This window comes from Streptomyces sp. NPDC031479 (genome assembly GCF_055581065.1).
This window is the reverse complement of record NZ_JBVIKC010000002.1, coordinates 30,480-49,949: the sequence shown is the minus strand read 5'-3', so window position 1 is coordinate 49,949 and position 19,470 is coordinate 30,480. Positions and strand designations below refer to the sequence as shown.

Below are 19,470 nucleotides of genomic sequence, written 5' to 3'. Positions count from 1 at the left end.
GCAGGCACGTGGGGCGAAACCTAGCGGTGCAAGTTTGTCGTCGGTCCCGCCCCTGGTCCACCCCCGGATTTCCGCCCTGCCCGGCCGGGCCGGGCCGGCGCGGGGTCAGGCCGTGCGGCCGGGCCGCCCGCCGACGGCCGTGTCGTGTTCCGGACCGCCCGGCGCGGGGGTCCGCGCGGCGCCGTCGGCCTGCGCGGGGAGGCGTACGGTACCCGCGGGCAGGGCGTCGGCGGCCGGGTCGCCGCACTCGGCCGGCTCGGCGCCGTCCATGGTGCGGGGCAGTTTCAGCGCCATCACGGCGCCCGCGAGCAGCAGGCCCGCGCTGACCACGAGCGTGACGTGCAGCCCGTGCACGAAGGCGTGCCGGGCGGCGGCGTGCAGGGAGTCCCCCGCCGCGCCGCCGAGGTGGGCGGCGACCTGGTAGGCCTCGCCGAGCGAGTGCGCGGCGTCGCGCGCCGCGTCGGCCGGGACGCCGGGGAGGTCGGTCAGGCCGGGCGCGTAGGCGGCGTTCATCACGCTGCCGAGCAGGGCGATGCCCATACCCGCGCCGAGCTGGTACGAGGTCTCGCCTATGGAGGCCGCGCCGCCGGCGGTGTCCGCCGGGGCCTCGCTGAGCATGGACTCGTAGGCCGCGAACAGGGTCGTCTGCAGGCCGAAGCCGAGCAGGACGAACCCGACGGTGAGCAGCACGGGCCGGTCCTGCTGGCCCATCAGCGTCAGCAGCAGCACGGCGGCGGCGGTCAGGACGAAGCCGAAGGAGACCATCCTGCGCGGGCCGACCCGCTGGAGGGTGTACGAACCGGTGGCGCCGGCGGCCATGGCGGCGAAGGTGAGCGGCAGCAGCCGCAGCCCGGTCTCCAGCGGACTCAGGCGCAGCACCAGCTGGAGGTACTGGACGGCGATCAGCTCCAGGCCGACCAGGGCCAGCATGGCGAGCACGATGCAGCCGACGGAGGTGGAGAACGCGGCACGGGAGAACATCCGCATGTCGATCAGCGGGTGCTCGCGGCGCCTCTGGCGGCGTACGAAGAGGATCAGCAGGGCCGCGCCGAGCACCAGGGGCACCAGCGCCTCGGGGTCCAGGAGGTGCCGTTCGGCGCCGAACCGCTTGACCCCGAGGACCACGCCGAGGACCCCGCCCGCGGCCATGAGGGCGCCCAGCACGTCCCAGGGTCCGTCCGCCGCGCCCCGGGATTCGGGCAGCAGCCAGCGGCCGAGCGGCAGGATCAGGGCCATCAGCGGGATGTTGATGAGGAAGACGGAACCCCACCAGTAGTGCTGGACGAGGAAGCCGCCGAGGACGGGGCCGCTGGCCGCGCCGATCGCGGCGACGGCGGTCCAGATGCCGATGGCGAGCGCCCGTTCGCGCCGGTCGGGGAAGACCTGGCGCAGGATCGACAGGGTGGCGGGCATGATCATCGCCCCGCCGATGCCGAGCAGGGCGCGCGCGGCGATCAGGACCTGGGCGTCGTGGGCGAGGGCGGCGATGGCGGAGGCGACGCCGAAGAGGCCGTAGCCGAGGAGCAGGATCCGGCGGCGGCCGACCCGGTCTCCGAGGGTGCCGAAGAGGATCAGCAGCGAGGCGCAGACCAGCGGGTAGGCGTCGACGATCCACAGGAGTTCCACGGCACCGGGGCGCAGGTCCTCGGTGACGGAGGGGACGGCCACGTGCAGGATCGTCGCGTCGAGCGCGACGAGCACGAGGCTGACGCACAGGACGGCCAGGACGACCCAGCGGTTGGCGCCGCCGGAGGCGGCGCTGACCCGCTGCCAGAGGGAAGGGTTCCCGTCGCCGGTCGTGTGCGTCCCCGACATGCGTGTACCTCCCAGGTGATCCCTCGCACTCGGCGGACCAGCGTCGTTGTGGCGCCGCAGGTGGTGCGCTGGGCGGCGTCCAACGGGGTCCGGCATCGACTCGCGAGTGAACGGTCAGCGTACGCGAGTTCGCGTGTCCGACACGTGGTCAAGCTCTCATCGCGACGGCGGCCCCGGTGTGGTGTGCGCCACTCGCCCCGCTGTGTCCTCACTCCCCCGTACACGCCCGGCCACGGCCCGTGGTTCTCGTTCGGGGCCCGGGGCCGGGGCGTCGATACTCGTCTGCGTGAGAACCGACCCCACCCACGAGGTGCCCGTGAAGGAACCCGGACCCCGCCGGGCCGCGCCCGCGCTCGCCGCCTTCGCCGCGGTCCGCATGCTCGGCCTGGGCGTCCTCGGCGTGTGGGGCGCGGTGGCCGGCAGCAGCCCGCACACACTGCTGTCGGCCCGCTGGGACTCGCTCTGGTACGCCCGGGTCGCCGGCGGCGGGTACGGGTACGAGGTGGTCCTGCCGAACGGGGCCGTCCATTCCAGCCTGGCCTTCTTCCCGTTGCTGCCGTGGCTGGAGCGGCTGCTGGCGGCGCCCACCGGGCTCTCGTACGGTTCCGCGGGCCTGGTGGTCTCGGCGGTGGCGGGGCTCGCCGCCGCGTGGGGGATCTTCGCCGTCGCGGACCTGCTGTACGGGCGCCGCGCCGGGGTGCTGGCGGCGGCGCTGTGGGCGGCGCTGCCGGTCGGGATCGTGCAGTCCATGGCGTACAGCGAGTCGCTGTTCACCGCCCTGGCGGCCTGGGCCCTGTACGCGGTCCTGCGCGGGCGCTGGATCACGGCGGGCCTGCTCGCGGCCGGCGCGGGGCTGACCCGGCCGGTCGGCGCGGCCGTGGTCGCGGCGGTGTGGGTGGCCGCGGCCCTGGCGTGGCGGCGCGGGGAGCGGTCGTGGCGGACGGCGGCCGGGGTGCTGCTGGCTCCGCTGGGCGCGGCCGCGTACGTGCTGTGGGTGGGGCGGCGGACCGGCGGCGGACTGCTGGGGTACCTGGACGTACAGGCCGGCTGGGGCAACGGCTTCGACGGGGGCTGGGCCTTCGCCCGCTTCGTCGGGGCACGTCTGGCGTCCTCCGCCTTCGCGGCCGGGCTCGGCCTGATCGCCGGGGTGCTGCTGGTGCTGTGGCTGTACCGGCTGTGCGTGCGGCAGCGGCAGCCCGCCGCGCTGCTCGTGTACGCCGGGGTCGTGGTGGCCCTCGCCCTGTGCGCCTCCGGGTACTTCGGGTCCAAGCCGCGGCTGCTGCTGCCCGCGTTCCCGTTGCTGCTGCCCGTGGCGGTGGCCCTGGCCCGGTGGCGGACCGGCCGGGCGGTGGCGGTGCTGGGGACGGCGGCCCTGGCGTCGGCGGTGTACGGAGCGTTCTGGCTGAACGGTTCGGGGCCTCCGTGATCACGGAATGGATCATTCCAATCCATGATTGCGTAAAGGAATTGAACGAAAGCAATAAATCCGAGGCGCGTATGCGGATAATTACCGGGGCGGCAGTCCCGGAGTTGAATCGGCGGAGTTCCAACAAGCGCCGGAATAGCGGCAATTAAGTTCTGCGTGAGACGCACTCCACATCACATGGTCATCACAAAGCCCGCGATTCGACCGGGCCGCCCGTCGTCGCGCGGTAACGTCGATTGAGTGCGTACCGACCAAATGCTGACCCGTCTGGAGCCGGTGTTCGCCCGGCTGGACCGGGAACCAGAGCGACCGGCTCATCTGCAAACACCGCGGATGAGCCGGCACCGCGTCGTGCTCCTCGCCGCCCTGCTCGCGTGCTACCTCGCGATCGTCGTGGCCGTGCTGACGACGTCCTGGCTCGTCCGGCTGGACTGGCAGATCATGTTCTTCCGGCCCTACGAGCAGTGGCCGCAGCTGCACGCCTTCCTCGACTACCTCGTCGTACTCGGCCAGCGCGGACCCACCGCCGTCATGGTCGCGGCCTGGCTCGGATGGCGCTCCTGGCGCCAGCACACCCTCCGCCCGCTGATCACCCTCGGCGTCGCGCTGCTGCTGCTCAACATCACCGTCGGCTCCGTGAAGCTCGGCCTCGGCCGGCTCGGTCCGCACTACGCCACCCAGATCGGCTCCGCCGAGCTCTTCGCGGGCGGCGATATATTTCCTTCCGGCCACACCGCCAACGCCGTCGTGACCTGGGGGATCCTGGCCTATCTGGCCTCCACCACCGTCACCCGGCGGGTGCTGTCCGTGTTCTCCGCCGTCGTCTCGCTGAGCGTCGGGGCCACGACCGTCTACCTCGGCACCCACTGGGTGAGCGACGTCCTGCTGGGCTGGCTCGCAGGTCTGCTGATCATGCTGGCGCTGCCCTGGTTCGAGCCGCTCATCGCCCGCGCCGAGGCCTACGTCTTCGAGCTGCGCGAGCTGTGGCGCCGCCGCCTGGAGGACGGCAGGCTCTCCGAGCCGGTCGCCGCCGCGCTCACCCCGCTGCTCTCCGCGGGCGGCAAGTGGCAGCCGAGGCGCTCCGACGAGGAGTCGGCCGCCCCGGTCACCGTGCCGGGCGGCGCGGCGGCCGGGCACTCCCCGGCGCTGCGCCCCGCCGGCCACCCAGTCGCCCGCCAGCACGTCATCCGCTCCGAGCGGACGCCGGTCACCCCGGCCGGCAGCCGCCGGCCGGCGCACACGGAACGGGCCGCCGCCCGGGGGGCCTCGGCCCGCCCGGCCGGCTGATCGGCACTCCCGCGGGGACGGTACGCACACCCCCACCCCGCACCCCCGCGACGGCGGGCCGGTTCACCGAACCGGCCCGCCGTCGCCGTTGATATGCACGGCGCGTCAGCCGGACGACCGGAGGTTCCTCCGTACCGGGTCACGCTTGTGTCACGGGTTGTCGACAGCCGGGCTCCCGATCGGCATTCTCCGCGTCCCCCGTCCGGAGCAGCCCCGGAACCCGTTCGCATTTCCGCCGGAGAACCGTCGAATTCCGACCGGGCATTCTCGTTCCCCCCGCTCCGCTCTCACTCCGCCGTGGGCTCCAGGGCACGGCCGAGAAGGTCGCGCGCACTGCGGATCCGTTCCGTCAGCTCGGGCGGCTCCACCACCTCGAACTCGCACCCGAGCAGCATGAGGTGAATGACCAGAACGTCCAGACTCACCGCCCCGGTGCGCAGCAGGCAGCCCTGCCCGTCGAGCGGCTCCAGCGCCCCGTCGGAGGGCCCGATGATCCGCGCCGCCTCCTCGGCCGGCATCCGCAGCCGCACCACGGCACGGGCCGCGTAGGCGCCCTGCGCCACGCCCCGCGAGACGTACGCGGCGAGGTCCTCGGCGGGCGGCGGACGCGGGACGAAGCGCGGGCCGTGCGGGGGGCGGGGCTCGATGCGGTCCGCGCGGAAGGTGCGCCAGTCCTCGCGGTCGCGGTCCCAGGCGACGAGGTACCAGCGCCGCTCGCTGCAGACCAGCCGGTGGGGCTCCACGGTGCGGCGGCTGACGTCGCCCCCGTGGTCGCGGTACCCGAAGCGCAGCCGCTCGGAGTCGCGGCACACCGCCGCCAGTTCCGTCAGCACCGCGGGGTCGACGGTGTCCCGCGCGGGCCCGCGCAGCATGGGCACGGTGAACTCGTTCAGCGCCGACACCCGTCCGCGCAGCCGGGCCGGCAGCACCTGCTCCAGCTTGGCCAGGGCCCGTACGGAGGCCTCCCCGATCCCCTCGACGCCGTTCCCGGCGGCCGTCCGCAGCCCGACCGCCACCGCGACGGCCTCGTCGTCGTCCAGCAGCAGCGGCGGCAGTTCGGCCCCCGCCCCGAGCTGGTAGCCGCCGCCGGTGCCCGGACTGGCGTTCACGGGGTAGCCGAGCCCCCGCAGCCGGTCGACGTCCCGGCGCACGGTGCGCGGCGTGACCCCGAGCCGTTCGGCGAGATCGGCGCCGGTCCATTCGCGGTGGGCCTGCAACAGGGACAACAGGCGCAGCAGCCGCGCGGAGGTATCGAGCATGCCCGCAGTCTCCCCCGTGACGGCCACCTGGGGTGAGGCGCGGCCGGGGTCCGGGTGGGGGCGGGTCGGGGGAAGGGCCCGGCGCGGCTGCCCGCCCCGCCCCCGCCCGGCCTCAGCTGCCCGGCGCGGCCGGACCTCGGGAAGGCGCCCCGCGGCCCGGCGCCGGCCGCACCGGGACCGGCTCCACGGCCGGCGGGGGCGCCGCCGCGGGACCCGTCGGGGCCGTGGCCGGCGCGGGGCCGGCCGGCGCGGGCACCGCGGGGGTCGGCGGACCGGCCGGGGTCTGACCGGGAGGCGGCGGACCGGTCGGGGTCGGGCCCGGAGGCGGCGGCGGGTCCGCCGGGAGGGTCAGGAAGAGGCCCGTCCTCAGACGCTCCGGCCGGTCCCCGATCGCCCCGCGGTTCGCCTCGTAGAGGGGCCGCCACCCGCCCCGCACCCGCCTCTTGCGCGCGATCCCGTCCAGCGTCTCCCCGGCCCGCACCACGTGCGCCCGCCCCGCCAGCCCGTACCGCTTCGCGCACACCGGCCACGCCCCCCACCCCTGGGCGCCGAGCAGTTCCTCGGCCACCAGGATCTGCTGGCCCCGGCTCGCCAGGTCCGCCCGCGGCGCGTGGGCGAGGCCCCCGTACTCCTCCCATGTCGGCTGCCGGAACTGCAGCCCCCCGTAGAACCCGTTCCCGGTGTTCACCGCCCACCGACCGCCGCTCTCGCAGTCGGCGACGCAGTCCCACGGCCACTGCCCGCCCGGCCCGCAGTCCCCCGCCCGGTACCCGGCGGCGACGCCCGGCGGTCCGGGCGCCGGGGGCGGCGGCACGACGGCGGCACCGGCCCGGACGGCACCACCGGCACCACCGGCACCGGCGGCGCCCACGGCACCGGCCGGCACGGGTACGAGCACCAGCACGGCCACGGCGGCGGCAGCCGACACGGCACGCCGGAGGCGGAGTTCGGGCATCGGGTCACGCTACGCAGCCCCCTCCCCGCGCCCGGCCCGCCACGCGGCGCTCCCCCGCGCCCCACCCGGACGGCCGACCGCCGGCCCCTCCCGGAAACGACCAGCCGCGACCAGCAACTGCGCACAAACAAGCAACAGTTGACACCAAGCGGAAGTGCCGCTCGCCGGGTTCACTCCTTCGGGTGGCCGGTTCGATTCCGTTCCCTCAAACGGCGTGACCCCGGCGACCGCTCCTCCGTTGAGCCCGGCGAGCCGGGAACCCCCCGGCCTCCGCACGAATGAGGAGCCACCCCGTGCCGCGCATGCTCGACGTCAGTCTTGAGGTACGTGCCGAGATCGGTGACGAAGAAGCCGACAGGCTGCTCACCGGCGACGACGCCCCGCGCAGTTACGACTGCACCTCCTGCCGCACCCCCGGCGACCCCGAGACCGACCCCACGAGCACGGTGCTGTTCGTCGGCGAGGAGACCGCGGTGCTGGCCTTCGCCCACGCCGGCTGCATCCCCTCCCAGGTGGTCACGGTCTCCGAGGAGCAGCTCCAGGGCGCCGTCCGCAGCATCACCGGCGACAGCCCCGCCCCGGAGGCCGCCGGCTCCGGCGCCGGCGCCCCGCAGGCCGTCCCCGGCGGCCAGGCCGTCCTCGGGATCACCAGTGGCCTGGTCCTGATCCGCGGCGAGCTGCACCCGGCCCTGGTCGTCGAGCCGACCGCGCCGATCGCCCGCCCCGGCACCACCGGCCCCGGCGACGACTTCCTGCCGCTCCTCATCGAGCAGGGCTTCATCCCCGTCATGGACACCAACGAGGTCCCGTCCCTGCTCCCGGGCTGGTCCGTGCTCCTGGCCGGCGGCCAGCTGCACGCCGTGCTCCAGCCCGGTGCCGAGGGCGGCCCGCAGGTGGCGTGGTGGCAGGCGCACCAGGCCCTGAGCGTCACCGACGGCTGGCGGGCCGCCGTCAACAAGACCCAGCGCGTGCTCGTCTACGCCGCCCCGGTCGGCTCCATCGGCCAGCAGCCCCGCGAGGACCTGCTCCGCGACGCCCTGGACAAGGCCGCGAGCAACGGCAAGCTGGTCGCCGCCGCGATGCCGCTCGCCGGTGCTCCGGGCGCCTGACCCGCCCTTCCCTCCCCACCCCGGAACGACCGCCCGCCCCACCCGCTGGGGCCGGGCGGTATGCGCCGGGGGTGCGCGGTCCGTCCCGCGCACCCCCGGCGATCTGCGTTTTCCGTCCCGTCACCCCGCATCCGCAGGGCCCCGGGTTCGTTGGCTGATACGTGCATTCATACGACCCCTCCCGCGCCCCGTCCTATCCGAGCAGCGTCCCCCCGATGCGCCCCGCACGGGACCGGGACGTCCCCCCGGCCGCTTCGCACACCCCGATCTACGACACGCTCTGCTCGGAGTACCTGCGCGCCTTCCGGGCGCTGCCGGGCGACCGCAGCGGCGAGGAGAACCTCGGCTTCACCGCGTTCTCGTACGGTTCCTCGTACCCGATGGTCCCGTACGGCGGTTCCTACACCGGCAGCTCGTACGGCAGCGGCTGGAACGGTTCCGCATGGCAGCAGAGCGAGCCCTGGCAGTCCTCGTACCCGCCCGCGCCGGCCCCGCAGCCCTCCTACGCACACGCCGCCGCCGGGTCCGGATACGCCGGCGGGCGGCAGCACCAGACCGGGATGCAGCACATCCCGGCGGCCCTGCCGCCCGCTCCGCGCCGGGGTTACTGACCCCGGCGGCGACCCGCTACTTCTTCTTCTTGTACTGAGCGCCGCGCTTCTCGCGCACCCGCACCGAGATGTGGATCGGGGTGCCCTCGAAGCCGAACTCCTCGCGCAGACGGCGCTCGATGAAGCGCCGGTAGCCGTGCTCCAGGAAGCCGGAGGCGAAGAGGACGAACCGCGGCGGCTTGCTGCCCGCCTGGGTACCGAACAGGATGCGGGGCTGCTTTCCGCCGCGGATCGGGTGCGGGTGCGCCGCGACGACCTCACCGAGGAAGGCGTTCAGCCGACCGGTGGGGACGCGCGTCTCCCAGCCCGCGAGGGCGGTCTCGATCGCGGGGACCAGCTTCTCCATGTGGCGGCCGGTCAGCGCGGAGACGTTGACCCGGGGCGCCCAGGAGACCTGCTGCATCTCGGTCTCGATCTCGCGTTCGAGGTAGTAGCGGCGCTCCTCGTCCAGCTCGTCCCACTTGTTGTACGCGATCACGATCGCGCGGCCCGCCTCGACGGCCATGGTGATGATGCGCTGGTCCTGGACGCTGATCTGCTCGGTCGTGTCGATCAGGATGACCGCGACCTCCGCCTTCTCCACGGCGGCGGCCGTGCGCAGGGAGGCGTAGTAGTCGGCGCCCTGCTGCAGGTGCACCTTCTTGCGGATGCCCGCGGTGTCCACGAACTTCCAGGTGACGCCGCCGAGCTCGATCAGCTCGTCGACCGGGTCGCGGGTGGTGCCGGCGAGCTCGTTGACGACGACGCGGTCCTCGCGGGCGACCTTGTTCAGGAGCGAGGACTTGCCGACGTTCGGGCGGCCGATCAGGGCGATGCGGCGGGGGCCCCCGAGGGCGGCGCCGCCGAAGGTCTGCTCGGGGGCCTCCGGCAGGGCCTCCAGGACGGCGTCGAGCATGTCACCCGTACCGCGGCCGTGCAGGGAGGAGACCGGGTGCGGCTGGCCGAGGCCCAGCGACCACAGGGAGGCCGCGTCGGCCTCGCCGCTCTGGCCGTCGACCTTGTTGGCGCACAGCACGACGGGCTTGCCGGCCCGGCGCAGCAGCTTGACGACGGCCTCGTCGGTGTCGGTGGCGCCGACCTTGGCGTCGACGACGAAGACGACCGCGTCCGCGGCCTCGATGGCGTACTCGGCCTGGGCGGCGACGGAGGCGTCGATGCCGAGGACGTCCTGCTCCCAGCCGCCGGTGTCGACGACCTTGAAGCGGCGCCCGGCCCACTCGGCCTCGTAGGTCACGCGGTCGCGGGTGACGCCCGGCTTGTCCTCCACGACGGCCTCACGGCGGCCGATGATGCGGTTCACCAGGGTCGACTTGCCCACGTTCGGGCGGCCCACGACGGCGAGGACGGGCAGCGGGCCGTGTCCGGCCTCCTCGATCGCGCCTTCGACATCCTCGATGTCGAAGCCTTCCTCCGCGGCGAGCTCCATGAACTCCGCGTACTCGGCGTCGCCAAGTGCTCCGTGGTCGTGCTGGTCGTTCATGAAGTCCGTTCCTCGTCGTTCGTGGTGATCGGTGGCATCCGCGCAGCGCGGGTCCACTACTAGGTCAAGTCTCGCTCAGCGGCCGGTGAGGCGCTTGGCGTCGGCCAGGTGGGCGGTCAGCCGTCCCTGGATGCGTTCGGTGGCCTGGTCCAGCGCGGTGCGCGTACGCCGGCCGGTGCCGTCCCCGGCGTCGAAGGCGGAGCCGAAGACGACGTCCACCCGGCTCTTCAGCGGCGGCAGGCCCTTGACGAGCCGCCCCCGGGCCTCGGTGCTGCCGAGGACCGCGACGGGCACGATCGGGGCGCCGCTGCGGACCGCGAAGTACGCGAGCCCGGCGCGCAGGGAGGCGAAGTCGCCCTCGCCACGGGTTCCCTCCGGGAAGATCCCCAGGGCGCCACCCCGCTCCAGCACCCCGAGGGCGTGGGTGATGGCGGTGCGGTCCGTGCCGGTCCGGTCCACCTTCACCTGGCCGATCCCCTCCAGGAAGGGGCCGAGGGGGCCTACGTAGGCCTCCTTCTTGATCAGGAAGTGCAGGGGCCGGGGCGCGGTGCCCATGACCATGGGGCCGTCTATGTTGTGGGCGTGGTTCACGGCCAGGATGACGGGGCCGGAGGCGGGCACCTTCCAGGCGCCGAGCACGCGCGGCTTCCACAGGCCGTACATGAGCCCGATGCCGATGCGCCTGCCGACCGCCGCACCCTTGAGGGAGGGCGTACCGCTCACCTGGGCCGCCGCTCTGTGCCGCCGGTCGCGCTCCGCCGCTCTTCGACCAGGGTCACGACGCACTCGATGACCTGGTCGAGGGTGAGCTCGGTGGTGTCCACCTCCACGGCGTCGCCGGCCTTGGCCAGCGGGGAGGTCTTGCGGCCGGAGTCGGCCGCGTCGCGCTTGATCAGGGCTTCCTTGGTGGCCGCGAGGTCCGTGGCCTCCTTGCCGCGCAGCTCGCCGCTGCGGCGGGCCGCGCGGGCCTCGGCGGAGGCCGTCAGGAAGATCTTGAGGTCGGCGTCGGGCAGGACGGTGGTGCCGATGTCCCGGCCCTCGACCACGATGCCCTCGGCCTCCCGGGCCGCCTCGGCGGCGATGGAGCGCTGGAGCTCGGTGATCAGGGTGCGCACCTCGGGGACGGCGCTGACGGCGCTGACCTTGGAGGTGACCTCCCGGGTGCGGATCGGGCCGGAGGCGTCCAGGCCGTCGACGGTGATGGTGGGCGCGGCCGGATCCGTACCGGACACGAGGGCGGGCTTGCCCGCCGCTACGGCGATGGCCTGCGGGTCGTCGGTGTCGACGCCGTTGGTGATCATCCACCAGGTGATGGCCCGGTACTGGGCGCCGGTGTCCAGGTAGCGCAGCCCGAGCTTGGCGGCCACGGCCTTGGAGGTGCTGGACTTGCCCGTGCCGGAGGGACCGTCGATGGCGACGATCACGGCGGACTGAGCGGCGGTTTCCACGGTGCGGGCACCTTCCTGGTTGCGCGTACGTGTCCGGGCGCGCCAAGAGCGCCCCTCCCCCAGGTTACCGGCCCCCGGCGCCCCCTGACTCCGCCGCGTCCCCGCCCCGTGCGGGGGCGGGACCGACGGCGGGTGCCGGGGGCGCGGTCCGGCTACTGCTGGCGCAGGGCCCAGCCCCGCTCGCGCAGCTCGGCGGTCAGGCCGGCGACGGCGCGGGGCTCCACCATGAGCTGCACCAGACCGGCCTGCTGGCCCGTGGCGTGCTCGATCCGCACGTCCTCGATGTTGACCCCGGCCCGGCCCGCGTCGGCGAAGATCCGTGCCAGCTCGCCGGGCTGGTCGCTGATGAACACCCCGACCGTCTCGTAGGCCGTGGGGGCGGCGCCGTGCTTGCCGGGGACCCGGACCCGGCCGGCGTTCCCGCGCCGCAGGACGTCCTCGATGCCCTCGGCCCCGCCCCGGCGCTTGGCCTCGTCGGCCGACTGGAGTCCGCGCAGGGCCTCGACGGTCTCCTCCAGGTCGGCGGCGATCCCGGCCAGGACGTCGGCCACCGGCCCCGGGTTCGCCGAGAGGATCTCCACCCACATGCGGGGGTCGGAGGCCGCGATCCGGGTCACGTCGCGGATGCCCTGGCCGCACAGGCGCACGGCGGTCTCGTCCGCCTCCTCCAGGCGCGCGGCCACCATGCTGGACACGAGCTGCGGGGTGTGGGAGACCAGGGCGACCGCCCGGTCGTGCGCGTCGGCGTCCATCACGACGGGGACCGCCCGGCACAGCGCGACCAGTTCCAGGGCCAGGTTCAGCACCTCGTGGTCGGTGTCGCGGGTGGGCGTGAGCACCCAGGGGCGCCCCTCGAAGAGGTCGGCGGTGGCGGCGAGCGGCCCGGAGCGTTCCTTGCCGGCCATGGGGTGGGTGCCGATGTACGCGGAGGTGTCGGCGCCGAGGGCGGCCAGCTCCCGGCGGGGCCCGCCCTTGACGCTGGCCACGTCCACGTAGGCACGGGCGAGCCCGCGTCCGATCGCGTCGGCCAGGGCCGCGGCGACGTGGGCCGGGGGGACGGCGACGATCGCGAGGTCGACCTGCCCCTCGGGGGCGTCGTCGCTGCCGGCGCCGAGGGCGGCCGCGGTACGGGCCTGCGCCGGGTCGTGGTCGACCAGGTGGACGGCGATGCCCCGGGCGGTCAGGGCGAGCGCCGCGGAGGTGCCGATCAGTCCGGTTCCGATGACGACGGCGGTTCTCACGGGGCGCTCCAGGGTGATCGCGTGACGGCGGGTCCTGACTCAGGGTAGCCACCCGGTGCACGGCGAGGGCCCGGCGGCCACCCCGTGGGACGACCACCGGGCCCTGGCGGGTCTCGCTAGAGGTTCTGCGCCCTGATGATGTCCTCCAGCGAACCGGGCGGGATCGACCCGCCGGGGCTCAGCTTGTCCACGGCCTGCGGCAGGGACCGCGCGATCTGGTCGGCGGCCTGTTCGGGGCTGACGCCGGCCTGTTCGGCTGCCTGCCGCAGGGCCCCGTCCGGCAGTGCGTCGGCCATCTGCGAGCCGCTGACCGGCTGGTTCTCCCCGGTACCGATCCAGGACTGCGCCTGGTCGGCGAGGCCGGACTTGGTCAGCATGTCCATGAGCCCGCCGAGCGGGTTGCTCCCGCCGCGCCCTGGCCGTTGCCGCTTAGGGCCCCGAGCAGCGCGCCGAGGATGTTGCCCGCGCCGCCGCCCTGGCCGCCTTGACCGCCCTGACCGCCGCCGCCGAGCAGGCCGCCGAGAAGGGAACCGAGGTCATTACCCGCCATGGTCACGCCTTTCGCAGAGGGACCGGGCCGCACTCAGGCGTCACACCCGGCTTCGAGACACGGACAATGTCACCCGTATCAGGGCATGTCGCCACCTGGCGCACACCCTTCGGCGCCCCTTGCGGTAGAACCACCGGCATGATCTTCCACATCGTCCCGCTCGCCGACTGGAGCGCCGCGCCCGGGCTCCCGTACGCCCCGCCCTCCCTGGCCTCGGAGGGGTTCGTGCACTGTTCGGCCGACCGCCCCACCGCCCTCGCCATCGTGGAGGCCCACTACCGGAACACGCCCGGCACCCTGCTCGCCGTGGAGCTCGACGAGGCGGCCCTGAGCGCCGAGGTCCGCAGGGAGTCCGGTTCCGACGGCCGCTACCCCCACGTGTACGGGCCGTTGAACCGGGAGGCCGTGGTACGCGTGTGGGAGGTGGTACGCGTCCCGGACGGCCCTGCGGACCTTCGCCCGTGGCAGTCGGCGGGATGAAGCGGGACCGGAGCGTGTGGCGGGCTTCTCCCGGAGCCCGGCACGCGCCAGGATGCTGCTCGCCATCGCCGTCCCCGCCCCCCATCGAGGAGTCCCCATGACCGACACGCATCCGATGAGCGACACCGCGTCCGCCGCACGCCGCACGGTACTGGCGGCCGGCGCGGCCGCCCTCGCCGGCGGCACGCTCGCCGCCTGCGGCGGTGGCGGCGGCGGCACGGAGAAGCCCGCCCAGGACACCGGCAGCGCGCCGAACGCCGACCGGTCCCCCGGCGAGGCCTCCGGCTCCGCCACGGGCAAGATCCTGATGAAGTCCTCGTCGGAGGTCCCGGTCGGCGGTGGCGTCGTGCTCAAGGAGCAGAAGCTGGTGGTGACCCAGCCTACGGCCGGGTCCTTCCGCTGCTTCTCCGCGGTGTGCACGCACCAGGGCTGCCTCGTGAACAAGCCCGAGAACGGCGTGATGCACTGCCCCTGCCACGGCAGCGAGTTCCAGGCCTCGGACGGCGCGGCGATCAAGGGTCCGGCCACGAAGCCGCTCCCGGAGAAGAAGATCACCGTGGCGCCCGACGGCGCAATCTCGCTCGCCTAGCGCGGGCCGGGGCGCCTAACCTCCCCGGATGGACGACCTCACCCTGGTACGGGACCACACGATCTACGCCTGCGTGATGGGCTCCCGTGCCTTCGGGCTGGCGACGGAGGCGAGCGACACCGACCGGCGCGGTGTCTTCCTCGCCCCCACCCCGCTGTTCTGGCGGTTCGAGAAACCGCCGACGCACGTGGAGGGGCCCCGGGAGGAGGAGTTCTCCTGGGAGCTGGAACGCTTCTGCGAACTGGCCCTGCGCGCCAACCCGAACATCCTGGAGTGCCTGCACTCCCCCCTGGTCGAACGGCTCACCCCGGCCGGCGAGGAACTCCTCTCCCTGCGCGGGGCGTTCCTCTCCCGCCGGGCCCACACCAGCTTCAGCCGCTATGCCGCCTCCCAGCACGGCAAGCTCCTCGCGGACGTCCGTCTGCACGGCGCCCCGCGCTGGAAGCACGCCATGCACCTGCTGCGCCTGCTGATCTCCTGCCGCGACCTGCTGCGCACCGGCCGCCTGACGATCGGGGCGGGCCCGGACCGCGAGAGCCTCCTCGCGGTCAAGCGCGGCGAGCGGACCTGGGAGGAGGTCGACGCCTGGATGGCCCGCCTCACGGAGGAGACCGACACCGCCCTCGCCACGACCCCGCTCCCCGCGGAACCGGACCTCCCCCGCGTGGCGGACTACCTCCACCGCATCCGCCGCGCCTCGGCCGCCCGGGACCTGCCTCCGAGGGGCTAGGACCCGGCCCCCGGGGGCCCGCCGCTCACACCGCCAGCGGCTCCCGGCACCGCACCACGAACGCGTCGAGCGCCCCGTACGCGCCCGCCTCCCCCGGCAGCCCCGTCGCCGCCTGCGCCGCGTCGAGCACCGCGTGCAGCGCCTCGTAGGGCGCCGCCACGGCGGGGCCGTCGTACCCGCCGTGCTCGGCGGCCACCTTGGCCTCGACCAGCCCGGCCAGCCACGCGGGGGCCTCGGCCACCTCCCCGAGCAGCGTGGGCAGGTGCGCCTGCACCTCGCCCGAGCGCATCAGGTGGATGCCGGTGAGCAGGGCGCGGAAGGCGTAGAGGAGCGGCTTCAGTTCCCCGCTCCTCTCGAACAGCCGCCACTGGGTGGCGGCGAACCCGCGGTAGTGGTGGGCGTGGTGCGAGGTGAGCACGCCCGGCGCCAGCGCCACCAGCTCCTCGTGCTCGGGTGTCGTGTGGACCACGAGCGGGGAGAGCAGCTGCTCCAGTACGTAGCCGTTGCGCTTGAGCATCAGGCGGACGAACTTGCGCAGGTCGTGGGTGACGAGGTCCATCTCCACCCCGTCGTGGTCCCACATCCGGGTCCGGGTCTCCTCCGGCTCGCGCAGGCCGAGCAGCGCGGCCGCCGGCAGCAGGTGCGCGCCGCGCAGGTCGACGTCCGAGTCACGGGAGGGGAAGCCGTACACGTGGGCGCCCGAGACCGTGGCGAAGAGCAGCGGGTCGGGCTGACGGGTCACGACGGGCGTCAGGTCGAGGGTCATCGCGTCGAGCACGGATCACGCGTCCCAGAGGGTGCCGAAGGACAGGAGTTCGGCGCGGTACTCGATGCGGCCCTCCCAGTCCCGGGGCCAGACGTCCGCGCCGAGGTGGGCGCCCGCGAAGGCGCCGGCCAGGCAGGCGATCGAGTCGGAGTCGCCCGCCGTGCAGGCGGCGCGGCGCAGCGCGAGGAGGGGTTCGTCGGGGAAGAGGAGGAAGCAGTGCAGGGCGGTGGCCAGGGCCTCCTCGGCGATCCAGCCCTCGCCGGTGGCCAGGCAGGGGTCGGTTTCCGGGGAGGGGGTGCGCAGGGCCGCCGCGAGGCGGTCCAGGACGGCCAGGCACTCGTCCCAGCCGCGGGCCATGAAGGACTCCGGCGAGGCGTCGGAGGCGGTGCGCATCCAGAGGTCGCCGAGCCAGCGCTCGTGGTAGCGGGTGCGGTTCTCCAGGGCGTACGAGCGCAGCCGTCCGACCAGGCCGGTCACCTCGGTGCCCTGCGCGAGCAGGTACACGGCCCGCGCGGTCAGGTCGGAGGCGGCGAGGGCGGTGGGGTGGCCGTGCGTGAGGGCGGACTGGAGCTGGGCGGCGCCCGCCCGTTCCTCCTCCGTCCAGCCGGGGACCAGCCCGACCGGCACCACGCGCATGTTCGCGCCGCAGCCCTTGGAGCCGGTCTGGCTGGCGTCGCGCCAGTCCCGCTCCGGGTGGTCGAGGAGGCCGCAGGCCACCAGGCAGGTGCGGCCGGGGGCCCGGTTGTTCTCCGGGGAGTGGTACCAGTCGACGAACTCCTCGCGGACCGGCCGGGTGAGCCGCAGCGGGCCGACCGGGCCGCGTTCGGCGGCGGTGCGCATGCCCCGTGCCAGCGCCAGGGTCATCTGGGTGTCGTCGGTGACGAGGGCGGGGCGGGGCAGGGCCATCTCCCGCCACGGCCCGGTCTTGGCCAGGATGGACGGCACGTCGTTGAACTCGGTCGGGAAGCCGAGGGCGTCGCCGAGGGCGAGGCCGATCAGGGCGCCGGTGGCGGGGCGCTTGCCGGCTATCGGGCGGGGCGGCGTCGGGCTGGTCATCGGGCAGGACCTTCCGTGGGGCGGAGCAGGGGCGGGTGGAGGGCGGTCGCCGGTCCCGCCCGGTAGAGCGCGGCGGGTTTGCCGCGGCCGCCGGTCAGGCGGGCGGCTCCGGGGACGGCCTCGACGAAGCCGGGCGTGGCGAGGACCTTGCGGCGGAAGTTGGGGCGGTCCAGGGCGGTGCCCCAGACGGTCTCGTACACGGCCCGGAGCTCCCCGAGGGTGAACTCGGGCGGGCAGAAGGCGGTGGCCAGGCAGGTGTACTCCAGCTTGGAGCCCACCCGCTCCCGCGCGTCCGCCAGGATCCGCGCGTGGTCGAAGGCCGGCTCCGTCACCTCCCCGACGGGGATCCAGCTCGCCCGGTCGGCGTCCCCGCCGCCCTCCGCGGCCGGTTCGGGCATGTCGGGGACCAGCGCCGTGAAGGCCACCGAGACGACCCGCATGCGGGGGTCCCGGTCGGGTTCGCTGTAGGTGCGCAGCTGTTCCAGGTGGAGGGAGGCGACCAGGGAGGGGTCCAGGCCCGTCTCCTCGGCGAGTTCGCGGCGGGCCGCGGTCTCGGCGGACTCGCGCGGCAGGACGAAGCCGCCGGGCAGGGCCCAGGCGCCCGCGTACGGTTCCTGCCCGCGCCGGATCAGCAGGACGTGCAGGACGCCGCCGCGCACGGTGAGGACGGCGAGGTCGACGGTCACCGCGAACGGCTCGAAGGCGTACGGGTCGTAGGGCGCGGACCCGTCCGGCCCCGGCTCCCCGGTGCCACCCTCACCCCCCGTGCCCGTGCCCCCGATGCCCGCACCCGCGGCGCCCGGATCACCGGCACCGCCGCTCCCGCGGCCCGCCGCGCCCGCGCTCATCGCCGCTCCGGGAGGGGGGCCGCGAACTGCCAGCCTTCCTCCAGCAGGGCGTCCACCGCCGCCACGGCCGTCTCCAGCCGGGTGCGCCGGTCCCCGCTCACGACCAGGAAACGCCTTCCGGTGCGCGCGAGTTCCTGCCGGAACCGGCCGGTCATCCACGGTCTCAGCTGCGGTCCGTCGCGCAGCCCGTCGTCCTCGAAGGGCACCCCGGCGTCGTCCGTCAGCAGGTACAGGTCGCGCCGGGTCAGCTCGGCGATCTTCTCGACCTCCCGGCTGCGGCCGCCCGTGTACCGCTCGTGCCAGATACCGGTCGCGAAGGAGTCGGTGTCGCAGAACAGCACGGGCGAGCCCAGCCGGGCCGCCCCTTCCTCGGCCGCGTCCTGGCGGCGGGCGATCACCGGGAACTCCTCCGAGGCGAAGGTCACGTCCGCCCAGGAGGCGGCCGGGTCCGCCGCGCGGGCGGCCGCGAGCTTCTCCTCGCTGTACTCGCGCCCGTACTCGGCGACCCATCCGGTCTTCGCCCACACCCCGCCGCGCCGCCGGTAGTGCGCGGCCAGTTCGCGGGAGAGGGTCGTCGTCCCGGTGGACTCGGCGCCGAGGACCACGACCCGCCGGGTCAGGGCGGCCCGTACGGCCGGCCCCAGGAACTCCCAGCATCCGGCCGGGTCCGCGCGCACGGCCGTCCCCGAGACCGGGAACAGGGTGCGCGCCGGGTCCACGCAGACCTCCTCGGCGCCGAACCTCCGCGCGAGCTCGGTCCCGTAGGCCTCGGAGGTGAAGACGGCGTCCACGCGCCGGCCCACCGCGCCGCGGAAGATCGCCATGTGCGCCTCCCAGACCGCCGGGTCGTGCAGGTCCACGGGGATGTCGTCCACCGCGCCGACCACCTCGGCGCCAGGGTGCGCCTCGCGCATCCAGGCCACCCGGTCGGCGAGCGGCACCGACTCCACCGAGGCGGCGCACACCAGCACGGTGAGCCGCTCGCACTGGTCCTGGGCGGTGCGCACCAGGTGGTGGTGTCCGGCGTGCGGCGGGTAGAACTTGCCCAGCACCAGCCCGTGCCGGTAGCGCTTGCCGCCGCTCACGCCGCCGCCCCCACTGCCGTACGGGCGCCGGTCGCCGGGAGGCTGCGCCGCCAGCCGACGAGGCCGGCCACGCACAGGGCGAGGAAGGCGACGTACAGGACCGAGGTCAGGTACAGGCCCTTGTAGGCGTAGAGCGGGATGTAGACGAGGTCGGCGGCGATCCACAGCCACCAGGACTCCAGGAGCTTGCGGCACTGCCCGTAGGTGGCCATGAGCGAGAGCCCGGTGGTGAGGGCGTCGGAGAAGGGGACGGTGGAGTCGCTGACCCCGCCCAGCAGCAGGGTCAGCCCGGCGACCCCCACCGCCCCCGCCGCGAGCAGCCAGGCCCATTCGGTGGCCGTCGTGCGGCGCACCGGCAGGGCTCCGGCGGTTCCTGGTCCACCCCCGTGGGTCCAGGACCACCAGCCGTACGCGGCGAGGGCGATGAAGACGACCTGCAGCCCGGCGTCGGCGTAGAGGCCGGACTGCACGAAGAGCACGATGAAGAAGACGTTGTTGGCGATGCCGACCGGCCAGTTCGCGATGTGCTGCCGGGCCACCAGGACGACGCACACGGCTCCGGTGACGAAGCCGAGCACCTCGGTCCAGCTGGTACTCCACCCCATGGCGGTTGCCCCACTTCCTTTAATAGTCACTCTGACTATAAACAGGTTCGGGGGGCCCGGACAAGACGGAAGCCCGCGGCGCCTGGGGCGCCGCGGGCTTCCGGAGTACTGCGGGGGTACTGCGGGGGTC

Annotated in this window: 21 protein-coding genes; 7 read left to right on the top strand and 14 right to left on the bottom strand. The window is 74.5% G+C overall.

All coding sequences use genetic code 11. The features are described from left to right. Positions 1–105 precede the first annotated feature (105 nt). Complete coding sequence (locus ACZ5D2_RS02820) at positions 106–1,815, bottom strand: MFS transporter (RefSeq protein WP_371679224.1); 1,710 nt, start codon at positions 1,813–1,815, stop codon at positions 106–108. 376 nt (positions 1,816–2,191) lie between these two features. Here ACZ5D2_RS02820 and ACZ5D2_RS02815 point away from each other — a divergent pair, with 376 nt between their 5' ends. Both ACZ5D2_RS02815 and ACZ5D2_RS02810 read left to right on the top strand, forming a co-directional pair. Continuing rightward, positions 2,192–3,241, top strand: coding sequence for a glycosyltransferase family 39 protein (locus ACZ5D2_RS02815; protein ID WP_371681321.1), 1,050 nt, complete (start codon positions 2,192–2,194; stop codon positions 3,239–3,241). A 240-nt stretch (positions 3,242–3,481) separates the two neighbouring features. Then, a complete protein-coding gene (locus ACZ5D2_RS02810) occupies positions 3,482–4,528 on the top strand; it encodes a phosphatase PAP2 family protein (protein WP_371679223.1) in 1,047 nt (348 codons plus the stop codon). A 287-nt stretch (positions 4,529–4,815) separates the two neighbouring features. Here ACZ5D2_RS02810 and ACZ5D2_RS02805 read toward each other — a convergent pair whose 3' ends face one another. Together ACZ5D2_RS02805 and ACZ5D2_RS02800 are read right to left on the bottom strand one after the other, a co-directional pair. Continuing rightward, positions 4,816–5,787: a helix-turn-helix transcriptional regulator gene (locus ACZ5D2_RS02805; RefSeq protein WP_371679222.1), complete on the bottom strand. Its 972-nt coding sequence runs from the start codon at positions 5,785–5,787 to the stop codon at positions 4,816–4,818. Between the two features lie 112 nt (positions 5,788–5,899). After that, positions 5,900–6,742, bottom strand: a complete 843-nt coding sequence (locus ACZ5D2_RS02800; RefSeq protein ID WP_371679221.1) for a LysM peptidoglycan-binding domain-containing protein — start codon at positions 6,740–6,742, stop codon at positions 5,900–5,902. A 293-nt stretch (positions 6,743–7,035) separates the two neighbouring features. Here ACZ5D2_RS02800 and ACZ5D2_RS02795 point away from each other — a divergent pair, with 293 nt between their 5' ends. Together ACZ5D2_RS02795 and ACZ5D2_RS02790 are read left to right on the top strand one after the other, a co-directional pair. Then, a complete protein-coding gene (locus ACZ5D2_RS02795; RefSeq protein ID WP_371679220.1) occupies positions 7,036–7,851 on the top strand; it encodes a hypothetical protein in 816 nt (271 codons plus the stop codon). 215 nt (positions 7,852–8,066) lie between these two features. Next, entirely contained in the window at positions 8,067–8,462 is a 396-nt protein-coding gene (locus tag ACZ5D2_RS02790) for a hypothetical protein (RefSeq protein WP_371679219.1), read from the top strand. Between the two features lie 16 nt (positions 8,463–8,478). Here ACZ5D2_RS02790 and der read toward each other — a convergent pair whose 3' ends face one another. The 6 genes from der to ACZ5D2_RS02760 form a co-directional block, all read right to left on the bottom strand. Continuing rightward, positions 8,479–9,942: a ribosome biogenesis GTPase Der gene (gene der / locus ACZ5D2_RS02785; protein WP_371679218.1), complete on the bottom strand. Its 1,464-nt coding sequence runs from the start codon at positions 9,940–9,942 to the stop codon at positions 8,479–8,481. A gap of 75 nt (positions 9,943–10,017) precedes the next feature. Continuing rightward, positions 10,018–10,605 (bottom strand): lysophospholipid acyltransferase family protein, encoded by a 588-nt coding sequence (locus tag ACZ5D2_RS02780; RefSeq protein ID WP_371681320.1) that lies wholly within the window; start codon positions 10,603–10,605, stop codon positions 10,018–10,020. A gap of 56 nt (positions 10,606–10,661) precedes the next feature. Continuing rightward, positions 10,662–11,390, bottom strand: coding sequence for a (d)CMP kinase (cmk, locus tag ACZ5D2_RS02775; protein ID WP_371679217.1), 729 nt, complete (start codon positions 11,388–11,390; stop codon positions 10,662–10,664). 152 nt (positions 11,391–11,542) lie between these two features. Continuing rightward, complete coding sequence (locus tag ACZ5D2_RS02770; RefSeq protein ID WP_266838283.1) at positions 11,543–12,631, bottom strand: prephenate dehydrogenase; 1,089 nt, start codon at positions 12,629–12,631, stop codon at positions 11,543–11,545. 116 nt (positions 12,632–12,747) lie between these two features. Then, entirely contained in the window at positions 12,748–13,008 is a 261-nt protein-coding gene (locus ACZ5D2_RS02765; RefSeq protein WP_468926750.1) for a YidB family protein, read from the bottom strand. Next, positions 13,002–13,181, bottom strand: coding sequence for a hypothetical protein (locus ACZ5D2_RS02760; RefSeq protein ID WP_468926747.1), 180 nt, complete (start codon positions 13,179–13,181; stop codon positions 13,002–13,004). The genes ACZ5D2_RS02765 and ACZ5D2_RS02760 overlap by 7 nt, the downstream gene beginning before the upstream one ends. A gap of 138 nt (positions 13,182–13,319) precedes the next feature. On the opposite strand from ACZ5D2_RS02760, the gene ACZ5D2_RS02755 reads away from it, so the two are divergent. From ACZ5D2_RS02755 to ACZ5D2_RS02745, 3 genes are all read left to right on the top strand, one after another. Then, positions 13,320–13,661: a DUF952 domain-containing protein gene (locus ACZ5D2_RS02755; RefSeq protein ID WP_371679215.1), complete on the top strand. Its 342-nt coding sequence runs from the start codon at positions 13,320–13,322 to the stop codon at positions 13,659–13,661. 97 nt (positions 13,662–13,758) lie between these two features. Continuing rightward, complete coding sequence (locus ACZ5D2_RS02750; RefSeq protein WP_371679214.1) at positions 13,759–14,250, top strand: Rieske (2Fe-2S) protein; 492 nt, start codon at positions 13,759–13,761, stop codon at positions 14,248–14,250. 28 nt (positions 14,251–14,278) lie between these two features. Beyond that, positions 14,279–14,980 (top strand): nucleotidyltransferase domain-containing protein, encoded by a 702-nt coding sequence (locus ACZ5D2_RS02745; RefSeq protein ID WP_371679213.1) that lies wholly within the window; start codon positions 14,279–14,281, stop codon positions 14,978–14,980. A gap of 25 nt (positions 14,981–15,005) precedes the next feature. On the opposite strand, the gene ACZ5D2_RS02740 is transcribed toward ACZ5D2_RS02745, so the two are convergent. Genes ACZ5D2_RS02740 through pnuC form a run of 5 tightly spaced genes read right to left on the bottom strand, consistent with a single transcriptional unit; the run spans position 15,006 to position 19,340 of the window. After that, complete coding sequence (locus tag ACZ5D2_RS02740) at positions 15,006–15,758, bottom strand: nucleotidyltransferase domain-containing protein (RefSeq protein ID WP_468926741.1); 753 nt, start codon at positions 15,756–15,758, stop codon at positions 15,006–15,008. Positions 15,759–15,761: 3 nt separating this feature from the next. Then, positions 15,762–16,802, bottom strand: coding sequence for an ADP-ribosylglycohydrolase family protein (locus ACZ5D2_RS02735; RefSeq protein WP_371679211.1), 1,041 nt, complete (start codon positions 16,800–16,802; stop codon positions 15,762–15,764). Beyond that, positions 16,799–17,650 (bottom strand): NUDIX hydrolase, encoded by an 852-nt coding sequence (locus ACZ5D2_RS02730; protein WP_371679210.1) that lies wholly within the window; start codon positions 17,648–17,650, stop codon positions 16,799–16,801. Before ACZ5D2_RS02730 ends, ACZ5D2_RS02735 begins: the two co-directional genes overlap by 4 nt. After that, entirely contained in the window at positions 17,647–18,735 is a 1,089-nt protein-coding gene (locus tag ACZ5D2_RS02725; RefSeq protein WP_371679209.1) for an AAA family ATPase, read from the bottom strand. The genes ACZ5D2_RS02730 and ACZ5D2_RS02725 overlap by 4 nt, the downstream gene beginning before the upstream one ends. Beyond that, on the bottom strand, positions 18,732–19,340 hold the full coding sequence (gene pnuC / locus ACZ5D2_RS02720; RefSeq protein ID WP_371679208.1) for a nicotinamide riboside transporter PnuC: 609 nt from the start codon (positions 19,338–19,340) through the stop codon (positions 18,732–18,734). The genes ACZ5D2_RS02725 and pnuC overlap by 4 nt, the downstream gene beginning before the upstream one ends. Between the last annotated feature and the right edge of the window lie 130 nt (positions 19,341–19,470).

What these genes read in the sequence shown, in the direction of transcription:
- ACZ5D2_RS02820 (WP_371679224.1), bottom strand. Translation starts at nt 1,815, where the DNA reads ATGTCGGGGACGCACACGACCGGCGACGGGAACCCTTCCCTCTGGCAG.
- ACZ5D2_RS02815 (WP_371681321.1), top strand. Translation starts at nt 2,192, where the DNA reads ATGCTCGGCCTGGGCGTCCTCGGCGTGTGGGGCGCGGTGGCCGGCAGC.
- ACZ5D2_RS02805 (WP_371679222.1), bottom strand. Translation starts at nt 5,787, where the DNA reads ATGCTCGATACCTCCGCGCGGCTGCTGCGCCTGTTGTCCCTGTTGCAG.
- ACZ5D2_RS02800 (WP_371679221.1), bottom strand. Translation starts at nt 6,742, where the DNA reads ATGCCCGAACTCCGCCTCCGGCGTGCCGTGTCGGCTGCCGCCGCCGTG.
- ACZ5D2_RS02790 (WP_371679219.1), top strand. Translation starts at nt 8,067, where the DNA reads ATGCGCCCCGCACGGGACCGGGACGTCCCCCCGGCCGCTTCGCACACC.
- der (WP_371679218.1), bottom strand. Translation starts at nt 9,942, where the DNA reads ATGAACGACCAGCACGACCACGGAGCACTTGGCGACGCCGAGTACGCG.
- ACZ5D2_RS02780 (WP_371681320.1), bottom strand. Translation starts at nt 10,605, where the DNA reads ATGTACGGCCTGTGGAAGCCGCGCGTGCTCGGCGCCTGGAAGGTGCCC.
- ACZ5D2_RS02765 (WP_468926750.1), bottom strand. Translation starts at nt 13,008, where the DNA reads ATGCTGACCAAGTCCGGCCTCGCCGACCAGGCGCAGTCCTGGATCGGT.
- ACZ5D2_RS02760 (WP_468926747.1), bottom strand. Translation starts at nt 13,181, where the DNA reads ATGGCGGGTAATGACCTCGGTTCCCTTCTCGGCGGCCTGCTCGGCGGC.
- ACZ5D2_RS02755 (WP_371679215.1), top strand. Translation starts at nt 13,320, where the DNA reads ATGATCTTCCACATCGTCCCGCTCGCCGACTGGAGCGCCGCGCCCGGG.
- ACZ5D2_RS02750 (WP_371679214.1), top strand. Translation starts at nt 13,759, where the DNA reads ATGACCGACACGCATCCGATGAGCGACACCGCGTCCGCCGCACGCCGC.
- ACZ5D2_RS02745 (WP_371679213.1), top strand. Translation starts at nt 14,279, where the DNA reads ATGGACGACCTCACCCTGGTACGGGACCACACGATCTACGCCTGCGTG.
- ACZ5D2_RS02735 (WP_371679211.1), bottom strand. Translation starts at nt 16,802, where the DNA reads ATGACCAGCCCGACGCCGCCCCGCCCGATAGCCGGCAAGCGCCCCGCC.
- ACZ5D2_RS02730 (WP_371679210.1), bottom strand. Translation starts at nt 17,650, where the DNA reads ATGAGCGCGGGCGCGGCGGGCCGCGGGAGCGGCGGTGCCGGTGATCCG.
- pnuC (WP_371679208.1), bottom strand. Translation starts at nt 19,340, where the DNA reads ATGGGGTGGAGTACCAGCTGGACCGAGGTGCTCGGCTTCGTCACCGGA.